This window comes from Nakamurella sp., assembly GCF_048594475.1.
In the GTDB taxonomy this organism is placed as follows: Bacteria; Actinomycetota; Actinomycetes; order Mycobacteriales; family Nakamurellaceae; genus Nakamurella.
This window is the reverse complement of record NZ_JBMDXT010000423.1, coordinates 1-9,929: the sequence shown is the minus strand read 5'-3', so window position 1 is coordinate 9,929 and position 9,929 is coordinate 1. Positions and strand designations below refer to the sequence as shown.

The 9,929-nt window shown below is 75.2% G+C and carries 11 protein-coding genes; 9 read left to right on the top strand and 2 right to left on the bottom strand.

Translation table 11 applies throughout. The features are described from left to right. From ACOJUF_RS19360 to ACOJUF_RS19345, 4 genes are all read left to right on the top strand, one after another. A partial coding sequence (locus tag ACOJUF_RS19360; RefSeq protein WP_420123455.1) for a hypothetical protein occupies nt 1-214 on the top strand: 214 nt, incomplete at its 5' end. Nucleotides 215-218: 4 nt separating this feature from the next. Further along, entirely contained in the window at nt 219-1,571 is a 1,353-nt protein-coding gene (locus ACOJUF_RS19355; RefSeq protein ID WP_420123454.1) for a M16 family metallopeptidase, read from the top strand. 441 nt (nt 1,572-2,012) lie between these two features. Continuing rightward, entirely contained in the window at nt 2,013-2,288 is a 276-nt protein-coding gene (locus ACOJUF_RS19350) for a putative quinol monooxygenase (protein WP_420123453.1), read from the top strand. Between the two features lie 372 nt (nt 2,289-2,660). Continuing rightward, entirely contained in the window at nt 2,661-2,972 is a 312-nt protein-coding gene (locus ACOJUF_RS19345; protein WP_420123452.1) for a DUF1905 domain-containing protein, read from the top strand. Between the two features lie 158 nt (nt 2,973-3,130). On the opposite strand, the gene ACOJUF_RS19340 is transcribed toward ACOJUF_RS19345, so the two are convergent. Continuing rightward, nucleotides 3,131-4,030: a LysR family transcriptional regulator gene (locus ACOJUF_RS19340; protein ID WP_420123451.1), complete on the bottom strand. Its 900-nt coding sequence runs from the start codon at nt 4,028-4,030 to the stop codon at nt 3,131-3,133. 79 nt (nt 4,031-4,109) lie between these two features. Here ACOJUF_RS19340 and ACOJUF_RS19335 point away from each other — a divergent pair, with 79 nt between their 5' ends. The 3 genes from ACOJUF_RS19335 (at nt 4,110) to ACOJUF_RS19325 (ending at nt 6,410) form a co-directional block, all read left to right on the top strand. Next, on the top strand, nt 4,110-5,063 hold the full coding sequence (locus ACOJUF_RS19335) for a DMT family transporter (protein WP_420123450.1): 954 nt from the start codon (nt 4,110-4,112) through the stop codon (nt 5,061-5,063). Nucleotides 5,064-5,167: 104 nt separating this feature from the next. Further along, nucleotides 5,168-5,926, top strand: a complete 759-nt coding sequence (dapB, locus tag ACOJUF_RS19330; RefSeq protein WP_420123449.1) for a 4-hydroxy-tetrahydrodipicolinate reductase — start codon at nt 5,168-5,170, stop codon at nt 5,924-5,926. A 19-nt stretch (nt 5,927-5,945) separates the two neighbouring features. Beyond that, nucleotides 5,946-6,410, top strand: a complete 465-nt coding sequence (locus tag ACOJUF_RS19325; RefSeq protein WP_420123448.1) for a hypothetical protein — start codon at nt 5,946-5,948, stop codon at nt 6,408-6,410. A 131-nt stretch (nt 6,411-6,541) separates the two neighbouring features. On the opposite strand, the gene ACOJUF_RS19320 is transcribed toward ACOJUF_RS19325, so the two are convergent. Then, a complete protein-coding gene (locus ACOJUF_RS19320; RefSeq protein WP_420123447.1) occupies nt 6,542-7,066 on the bottom strand; it encodes a GNAT family N-acetyltransferase in 525 nt (174 codons plus the stop codon). Here ACOJUF_RS19320 and ACOJUF_RS19315 point away from each other — a divergent pair. Both ACOJUF_RS19315 and ACOJUF_RS19310 read left to right on the top strand, forming a co-directional pair. Beyond that, nucleotides 7,065-8,519, top strand: a complete 1,455-nt coding sequence (locus ACOJUF_RS19315) for a winged helix-turn-helix domain-containing protein (protein ID WP_420123446.1) — start codon at nt 7,065-7,067, stop codon at nt 8,517-8,519. The genes ACOJUF_RS19320 and ACOJUF_RS19315 overlap by 2 nt on opposite strands. A 9-nt stretch (nt 8,520-8,528) precedes the next feature. Then, nucleotides 8,529-9,929 (top strand): gamma-glutamyltransferase (locus tag ACOJUF_RS19310; RefSeq protein WP_420123445.1); only part of this gene is annotated, 1,401 nt, incomplete at its 3' end.

Genomic DNA, 9,929 nt, shown 5'->3' with positions numbered 1-9,929 from the left:
TCGGGACGGCCTGGTGCACATCAGCAAGCTGGGCGGCGGCAAGCGGATCAACAAGGTCGAGGACGTGGTCAACGTCGGCGACAAGCTGCAGGTCGAGATCGTCGAGATCGACGCCCGCGGCAAGATCAGCCTGGTGCCGGTCAAGGCCGAGGATGCGGCGGATGCGGCGCCCGATACCGCGCCGGTTGCCGACGCCGAGCCCGCGCAGGTCTGACCGGGTGACCACGCCGGCCCGCCGGGCCCGGACGAGAGTACTGGAGCGCGCGTCCGACGGTTCCGCCGTCACCGCCTCGCTCCTGCCCGGCGGGCTGCGCGTGGTCACCGAGAGCGTGCCCGGGGCGCGCAGCGCCACCATCGGCGTGTGGGTGGGCGTGGGGTCGGTCGACGAGACCCCACGCCTGGCCGGGGCGTCCCACTTCCTGGAGCACCTGCTGTTCAAGGGCACCCGGACCCGGACCGGGTACGAGATCGCCGACGCGGTCGACGCCGTCGGCGGCGAGCTCAACGCGTTCACCTCGCACGAGTACACCTGCTACTACGCCCGGATCCTGGCCGAGCAGGCGAAACTGGCCGTCGACCTGGTGTGCGACGTCGTGCTGGACGCGGTCATCGCCGCGGACGACGTGGACACCGAGCGCACCGTCATCCTGGAAGAGATCGCCATGCGCGACGACGACCCGGAGGACACCCTGGCCGACGCGTTCGCGTCCGTGGTGTTCGCCGGTCACCCCGTCGCCGCCCCGGTGATCGGGTCCACGGGGACCATCACCGCGATGTCGCGCTCGCAGATCGCCGGTTACTACCGCCGCCGGTACGCGCCGCCGAAGATGGTCGTCGCCGTCGCCGGCGGGGTCGAGCACGGCGACGCCCTGCGCTGGGTGCGGGCGGCGTTCCGTGACCGGCTGGCGCTCGACCCCGATGCCGCCCCGGCGGCCTACCGGACCGGTCGCGGGCGCCCACGGCCGACCGGCCGCCCGCTGGTGGTGACCCGCGACACCGAGCAGGCCCACCTGACCCTGGGCGTGCCGTCGGGCGACCGGAACTCGCCCGAACGGGCCGTCCTGGCCGTCCTGTCGGCCGCGCTGGGCGGCGGGATGAGCTCGCGGCTGTTCCGGTCGATCCGCGAGGAACGGGGCCTGGCCTACTCCTGCTATGCCGCCACCGCGGCCTACGCCGACGTGGGCGCCCTGTCCATCTACGCCGGCTGCGCGCCGGACCATCTGGGCGAGGTCGCCAAGCTGATCGGTCAGGAACTCGTCGACGTCGCCGACCGGGGACTGCGCCCGGACGAGCTCACGCGGGTCCAGGGCCAGCTCTGCGGGTCGCTGGCGTTGGCCCTGGAGGACTCCGAGTCGCGGATGAGCCGGATCGGCAAGTCCCTGCTGGTCCGCAGCGAGTTCCGCACCGTGGAGGAGGAGTTCGCGGCCATCCGCGCGGTCACCGCCGACGAGGTCGCCGGGCTGGCCCGTCGTCTCGTCGCCACCCCGCTGTCCGCCGCCGTCGTCGGTCCCTACCGCACCCCGGACGAACTCCCGGCCGAACTCAGGGACCTCGTCGGCGCAAGGTCGTGACCTGCGTGGCCGTCGGCCCGCCATCGTCCCCACCCGGATGACCTGACCTGACCCGCCCGGCCCGCCCCCGCCCGGCCCGCACCCGTCCGGTCGTCGCCCGTCCGCCCCGCAACGGTCCGGCCGTCGCCTGTCCGCGCGGATCAACAACGCAGGCGCGGACGAAGTCGTCGACTCGCGTCCCACCCGTCCCATTCGGCGCGACTTGATCCGCGCCGCACCGCATCCCGGCCCCACCGCGCTGCGACCGGTGAGGATGCCGTCCCGGGACCGCGGCGGCCTGCGGTCGTCGAGGTCCGGTCGACGGTGATTCGATCGGGGTGCGGCGGGCGGACCCCTCGTCTGTCGGGGGGTGTCCGGAACACCGCGGCCGACCGATGACTGCTGCGGCGCCGAGCGGTCGGAAGGGCAGGCCGAGATCCGGCCATGCGGGAGGAGCGGGCCATGATCATCGTCGCGGGGCACCTGATCGTCGATCCGGACGTCCGGGCCGAGTATCTGGCCGGCTGCGCGGACGCCGTCCGCGCGGCCCGGGCCGCCCCGGGCTGCCTGGACTTCGCCCTCGGCGCCGACCTGCTCGATCCGGCCCGGGTCAACGTCCTCGAACGCTGGACCACCCCGGAGGCGCTGACCGCCTTTCGCGGCGACGGCCCCGACGACGGGCAGCTGCGCGCCATCCGCGGGTTCGCCATCGAGGAATTCACCGTCCCGCCTCGGTGAGGCACTGACGGAACCTGCGCCATCGCTCCTCGGCCCCGAGTGGACGGTCATGGTGCCGTCACCGGCGCGGCCGGCCGCGGGTGCGCGCCGGCGCCGGCGCCGGGTACGGTCGGCGGGCGTCCCACCCGGTCCACGATCGGCGGAACCAGGGCCGTCCTTCGCCGGGTCGGCTGCACGGTAGGGGTGCCGTCAGCGGGAGGCGTCACACTCAGCGCGCCGCAGCCGCAGTCGCGGCCCGAGCGCCTCCGCGGACCACTGACGCCCGGCCACCCGCTCCCGGACCGGTCCGGACGAGGGCCACCCGGACCACTGCCGACGCTCCGTCTTCGGCACACTCGACCCCACCATCACCACCTGAGGCGGAGGCAACGGTTGGCCGGCACCCGGTACGAGTTCACCGCCGAGCTGTGGCGGTGGGCCGCCCGCGCCGAGGAGTGGGTGTTCGTCCGGCTGCCGGACGACGTGTCCGCCGACATCGCGGACGTCCCCCGGCCCCGCGCCGGCTTCGGCGCGGTGAAGGTGGCCGTCACCATCGGCGGCTCCCGGTGGCGGACCTCGATCTTCCCCGAGCGCACCGGCGGCCCGTACGTGCTGCCGGTGAAGAAGGCGGTGCGGGTCGCGGAGGACCTGGAGGTCGGCGACATCGCCCGGGTCGGCCTGGAACCCCTCGACGAGAGCGGCTGATCCGCCTGTTCGCCGTCTCCAGGTCGGCCGCTGGCGATCCGCGCTGATCAAAGGCCCGGATCGTCGTCCGAAAGGTCCGGTTCGGTGGGCCTTGGATCAGCGCACCGGGAGCCAACTGGGAACCCGGCCTCCTCCGGGCGGGTTCGTGGTGGGCCACCTCATCCGGCCAGCTCGGCCGCCCGCCGGCGCAGGGAGTCCAGCACCTGCGCGACCGCGGGACTGCGCCAGGGCCGGTCGGGCACCCAGGCCCCGACGAAGCGGGTCGGGGGCGGGTCCAGGTGCAGGACGCGGACGTCGTCGCGCTCGGGCAGCGCGAGCGCCGGCAGTAGCGTGACCCCGACGCCCGCGCCGACCAGGGCGGACATGAAGCGGTAATCGCTTGACCGGCAGACCACCTGGGGGCGGAACCCGGCCAGCGCGGCCAGCGCGTCGACGACCTCGGCCGGGCCGCCCCAGCCGTGGATCCACCGGTCCCCGGCGAAGTCGGCCAGGTCGGCCGTCGGCCGGCCGGCCAGCGGGTGGGTGGCCGGCACGACGAGCCGGAAGGGTTCGGTCAGCAGCGGCGTGTACGCGCCCGGGCCGGCCGCCGCCGCCCAGCCGCGGGGCGGTTCGGGCAGATGGAAGTGGTAGAGCAGGGCCAGGTCGGCCCGGCCCTCCCGGACGGCGGTCAGGGCGTCGTCGGGTTCGGCCTCGATCACGGTGATGTCGACGTGCCGGCCCGCGGTGAGCGGGCTCAGCGCCGGTGCGAGCAGCGGCTCACCGGCGCTGGGGAAGGTGACGACCGTCAGGGTCGGCGGACCGTCCTCCCGCAGCTCGATCAGGTGTCGTTCGGCCGCCGCGAGTTCCGCGTGCACGGCATCGGCGGTCGCGACGAGCAGGCGCCCGGCCTCGGTCAGCCGCACGCCGCGGGTGCTGCGCTCGACCAGGACGAGGCCGGCCCCGCGCTCCAGGGCCGCGACCTGCTGGGAGACCGCCGACGGGGTGTGATGCAGCGCGACCGCCGCGCCGGCGAAGCTGCCGGCCCGGGCCACCTCGCGGAGCACCGCGAGTCGCTGCACGTCGATCAATAGTTCTCCTAATGACGTCCTGCTGATTATGCCCCTACCGCTAATGATCCACGACGCGCAGGGTGGAGTCATGGTGAGTGTGCAGGAACGATCGGGCATTGCCCTTGCGGTGGGTGCCACCGCGCTGGTCGGCGGCTCGGTGGCCGCGTCCGACCTGGTCTCGACGTATCCGGTGCTCGGCGGTCAGGGGCTGCGCTATCTCGCCGCCGCCCTGCTGCTGCTGGCCTGGGTCCGGGTGCGCCGCATCGCGCTGCCCCGGCCGACCGCTCGCGAGTGGGGCTGGCTGGCCGCGCTCGGTGCGGTGGGCATGGCCGGCTGCAGCGTGCTGATGATCGAGGCGACCCGGGTCGGGGATCCCGGCAGCGTTGGCGTGGTGATCGGCGCGGCCCCTCTGGTGATCGTCCTGGTCGGGTCGGTGACGGCCCGCCGCCGGCCGTCCGGCCGGCTGGTGCTCGCCGCCCTGGTGGTCACGGCCGGGGCCGGCATCGCCCAGCTCGGATCGGGCGGCGGCGCGGTCGACCCGCTGGCCGTGGTGCTCTCGCTGGGCGCCCTGGCCGGGGCCGTCGGCATGACCGTGCTCGCCGCGCCGGTGCTGCCCCGTCTGGGCACCCTGGCGGCCACCGTGTACTCCTGCGGGCTGGCCGGGGTGATGCTGCTGGTCGCCGGCGCGGGCGTGACGGCCGTGACCGGCGCCGACCTGGTGCGGATGCCGACGCCGACCGAGTTCGGCGCCCTGGTCTACCTGGCCGTCATGGTCACCGCGGTCGTGTGCGTGGCCTGGTTCGCGGCGATGGATCGGCTGGGTGCCGCTCGCACCGGCCTGTTCAACGGGGTCATCCCGGTGGCCGGCCTGGTCGCCGTCACCCTGGCCGGCGTCGGGCAGGTCACGGCCCCCCAGGCGGCCGGGGCGCTGGCCGTCCTGGCCGGTGTGGTGCTCGGCCTGACGGCCGGCCGGACCGCCCAACCGGTGGCCGGTGTTGGCATGGCCGATCGCGCACCGGAGAATGCGTCGCGACGCGCATGACTTCCGGCGATCACGACCGGGGATCGGAGTACGGACCTGATGACCGTTCAGATCGTCGCCCAGACGATTATCGGGCTGACCGGTGAGACCGGGGGGAGGGCCCGGTGACCGAGGAACCGTTGCGGGTCGGGGTCATCGGGGCCCGCGGCCGGATGGGGGCGCAGACCTGCCAGGCGGTCGTCGAGGCACCTGACATGGATCTGGTCGCCGCGGTCGGCGGACGCGAGTGGCTCTTCTCGCTCGCCGATGCGGACAGCCAGGTCGTCGTCGACTTCAGCCATCCGGACGTGGTGATGGACCACATCAGGTTCTGCCTGGACAACAACATCCATGTGGTCGCCGGGACGTCGGGCTTCGACACCGAGCGGCTGGCCACCATCACCGGCTGGCTCGAGGCCAAGCCCGAGCTGGGCGTCATCGTCGTGCCCAACTTCGCCATCGGGGCCGTCCTGGCCGCCCGGTTCGCCCGCGAGGCCGCGCGCTTCTTCGAATCGGTCGAGATCATCGAGCTGCACCACGCCGGCAAGGCCGACGCGCCGTCGGGCACCGCGGCGGCGACCGCGCGGGCGGTGGCCGCGGCCCGCACGGAGGCCGGCCTGGGGCCGGGCCCGGACGCGACGACCATCGAGCAGCCCGGGGCGCGCGGCGCCGACGTCGACGGGGTCCGGGTGCATTCGGTGCGGCTGCCGGGCCTGGTCGCCCACCAGGAGGTCATCCTGGGCACGGCGGGGGAGACCCTGACGATCCGGCACGACTCGCTGGACCGGGTGTCGTTCATGCCCGGGGTGCTCACCGCGATCCGGGAGGTGCCGGGGCGGCCGGGCCTGACCCTGGGACTCGAGCAACTGCTCGGGATCGTCTGACCGCGCGGGGGCCGGCCCGATGAGCCGGGGGACCCGGACGAAGATCACCGTCGCGCTGCTGACGCTGGCGCTGGTGGTCTACTTCGTCCTGCTGGGCGGCCGGGCGATCGCCCTGATCCAGGCCGGCGGCGTGGCCGGCCTGGCCCTGGGCATCGGGGTGCTGCTGCTGCCGATCATCGGAGTGGTGCTGGTCTTCTGGGAGCTGCGGTTCGGGTGGCAGACCCAGCGGCTGGCCCGGCGGCTGGCCGCTGACGGCCAATTGCCGGACGTGCCCGACCTGCCGCTGCGTCCCTCCGGGCGGGTCGAGCGGGATGCCGCGGACGCCTACTTCGACACCGTCCGGACCCGGGTCGAGGCCACGCCCGACGACTGGCGCGGCTGGTTCGCGCTGGCCCACGCCTACGACCTGGCCGGGGACCGCAAACGCGCCCGTTCGGCCATGCGCAAGGCGATCGCGCTGGAGAGCGGGACCCCGGCGCCGTAGCGGGGTCCGGATCGCCGGCCGCGCCGGCCGGGCCGGGGCCGGTCAGGATCGCCGGCCGCGCCGGCCGGTTCGGCGCCGGTCCGGCCTCTCGCCCCGTCCCTCGGGCGCCGTGACCGGCCCGCTCGGACGGGTCAGACCGCGACCAGATCGAGGGAGCCCGACCACCGCTGTTCGACGATGGGCGATGCGCCGGTGTCGAGTTTTCGCCGCACGCCGTCCTCCGCCCATCCCGCCGCGATCAGGAAGCGGGCCGTGGCCCGGTCGGCGGCCGGCACCCACCAGCGCCCGGTCCGCGCGCCGGTCACCCGCAGCGCGGCGGCCGCAGCCGCGAGCAGCCGGCCACCGTGCCCCCGGCGCCCCCACCGGGGGACCACGTACAGCACCTCGATCTCGCCGACCGGATCGAGCAGGTTGTGCCAGTCGACGTCGGCGCCGACGGCCGCGAAACCGACCGCCTCCGCGCCCTCGGTGGCCAGCAGCACGGTCCCGCCGGCGTCGATCCGAGCCGCCCACGATCCGGCGTGCACCGCCGGGTCGGTGGCCAGCGCGGCCGCGGGCAGCACGGCGGCGAACGCCTGCTGCCAGACCAGCAGCTGGAGCGAGGCGATCGCCGCCGCGTCCTCGACGGTCGCCGGACGGACGGAACTGGAGGCCATGACGAGCCAGCATGCCATCGGGGCGGCACTGTCGGTGCCGGGTGGCACCATCGCCCGCATGGCTGCGCCGTCACCCCCGCTGCTGTCCCGCCCGCCCGCACCGACGGGGGGCCGTCCCGTCGCCCGCCCGGCCGGCCCGGTGGACGCCGGGCGCCGGGTCCGGCCGGCGCGGGCCGGCCGCGTCTCCGGAACCGGGCGCGAGCTGTCCGCCGACCAGGCCCGTCGCATCGCGATCGCCGCGCAACGGCTGGCCGAACCGGCCCCCGCAGCGACCTCCGGGTCGGCCACGGCCCCCCGGGCCGTCCACCGCGGCCACCTGCGCCGGCTGGTCGACGACATCGGCATCCTGCAGATCGACTCGGTCAACGTGCTGGCCCGGGCCCACCTGCTGCCGGTCTTCAGCCGGCTCGGGCCGTATCCGACGTCGGTCCTGGAGGGCGCCGCCTGGCCCGCCCGTCCCCGGGACCGGGTGCTGATCGAGTCCTGGGCGCACATGGCCTCGCTCGTCCCGGTCGAGCGGGAGCCGTTGCTGCGCTGGCGGCAGCGGCGCTACGAGTCCGACGGGGTGTGGGGGCAAATGAAGCGGCTGCAGGCCGAGCACCCGGGATTCCTCGACGTCGTGCGGGACGCCGTCGCCGAGCTCGGGCCCAGTTCGGCCGGCGACGTGGAAAAGGCGCTCGAGGCACCCGGCCGCGGGGTCGCCGGGTGGTGGGAATGGTCGATCACCAAGGTCGCCTGCGAGCACCTGTTCGCCACCGGGGTCATCGGCGTGGCCGGCCGCCGCGGTTTCGAGCGGGTCTACGACCTGAGCGAGCGCGTCCTGCCGCCGTCGGTGCTGGCGGCGCCCACGCCGGCCGACGAGCACGCCCGGCGTGAGCTCGTCGCGCTGGCCGCCCGCGCGCACGGCATCGGCACGGTCGCCGACCTGGCCGACTACTACCGGATGGGTATCGCCGAGACCAGGCTGGCGTTGGCCGATCTGGTCGAGGACGGGCGGGTGCTGCCGGTGACGGTCCGCGGCTGGGAGCAGCCGGCGTTCCTGCACGCCGGAGCCCGCGTGCCGCGATCGGTCGGCGGCGCCGCCCTGCTGAGCCCGTTCGACCCGCTGGTCTGGCGGCGGGAGCGGACCGAGCGCATCTTCGACATGCACTACCGCATCGAGATCTACACGCCGGCGGCCAAGCGGATCTACGGCTACTACGTGCTGCCCCTCCTGGTCGGCGACCGGTTGGTCGGGCGGTTCGACCTGAAGGCGGACCGCGGGACCGGCCGGTTGCTGGTGCAGGCGGCCTGGCTGGAGCCGGGCGCGGACCCGGCTGCGACGGCCGCGGCGGCCGCCGCCGAGCTCGGTCGGATGGCGGCCTGGCTCGACCTGGGGGAGGTGGTGGTGGTCCCACGGGGCACCCTGGCGCCGGCGTTGTCCCGGCACTCACCGATCCGTCCGGCCGGATAGCCTTCCCCGGTGACCACCGTGCCCGCCTCCGTCGCCGCCGGTCACCCGGCCACCGCCGCGGTCGGCCGCGACCTGCTGCGGGCGGGCGGATCGGCCGCCGACGCGGTCGCCGCGATGATCCTGGCCGGCTGCGTGTCCGAGACCCTGTTCACCGGCCTGGGCGGCGGGGGCTTCGCGACCGTGTACGAGGCGGCCACCGGTCAGGTGCACTGCCTCGACTTCTTCGTCGCGGTGCCCGGCCTGGACGGCACCGTGCCGGCCCCGGCCCGCGACATCAAGGTCGCGTTCGGCGACGTCGAGGTGCCGTACGCGGTCGGCGGACCCAGCGTGGCCGTGCCCGGCACCCCGGCCGGCGTCGCCGCGCTGCACGGCTCGTTCGGCCGGCTCGACTGGTCGCAGATCGTCGCGCCGGCCCGTGAGCTGGCCGCGAACGGCACTCCGTTCCCGATGCAGCACGCCGTCCTGCTGCCCGACGTCGCGGCGGCGATGGTGCTGGGCGACGGGGTCGCCGTCTACTCGCGGCCGGACGGCACCGGGGGCCGGCGCCATCTGGGCCCGGGCGAGCTGCTGCACCACGAGGGTCTGGCCCAGACGCTGGACTCCTATCTCAACGAGGGGCCCGAGGCACTGACCACCGGGGCGTTCGGCCGGGCGTTCGTCGCGGCCGTCCGGGCCGACGGCGGCGCGCTGTCGGACGTCGACATGGCTGCCTACCGGGTCGAGAACCTGACCGGGGCCCGCACCCGGTTCGGCCCGGGGATCATCTGTGTCCGGGACAACGATCTCGACCGGTTCGCGCAGACAGCCGGGCTGTTGGAGCGCTCGGTGACCGACCGCGATCCGGTCGAGCGGGCGCGCCGGCTGGCTCAGGCCCTGCGGGCGCCGGTCCGCCGGGCCGAGACGACCACGCTGGTCGCCGTCGATCCGGACGGGAACGCCTGCGCGGCCACCCACTCGCTCGGCCTGGGGTCGGGCATCTGGCACGGCGGGGTGCACGGCAATTCGATGCTCGGCGAGGGAGAGCTGCTGCGGGCCCGGATGGAGCCGGGCGAACGCATGCCGTCGATGATGGTGCCGCTGGTGGTGACCGACCCGGCCGGCGGGCTGCTGGCCGCCGGTGGGGCCGCCGGCGGGAGCCGCATCCGGCCGGCCCTGCTGCAGGTGCTGACCCGGGTCCTGGTCGACGGGCGCGGCCCGGCCGAGGCCGTCGCGGCGCCGCGGATGAACGCCACGCCGGACGCCGTGCACCTCGAGCCCGGGTTCGGGCCCGAGGTGATCGACGCGCTCGAGCAGGACGGCGAGAACATCGTCCAGTGGCCGGAACAGCGCCCGTTCTTCGGCGGGGTCGCCCTGGTCGGGGCGGGCGGGCCGGCCGCCGACCCCCGGCGCGGCGGGCTGGCCCTGCGGCTG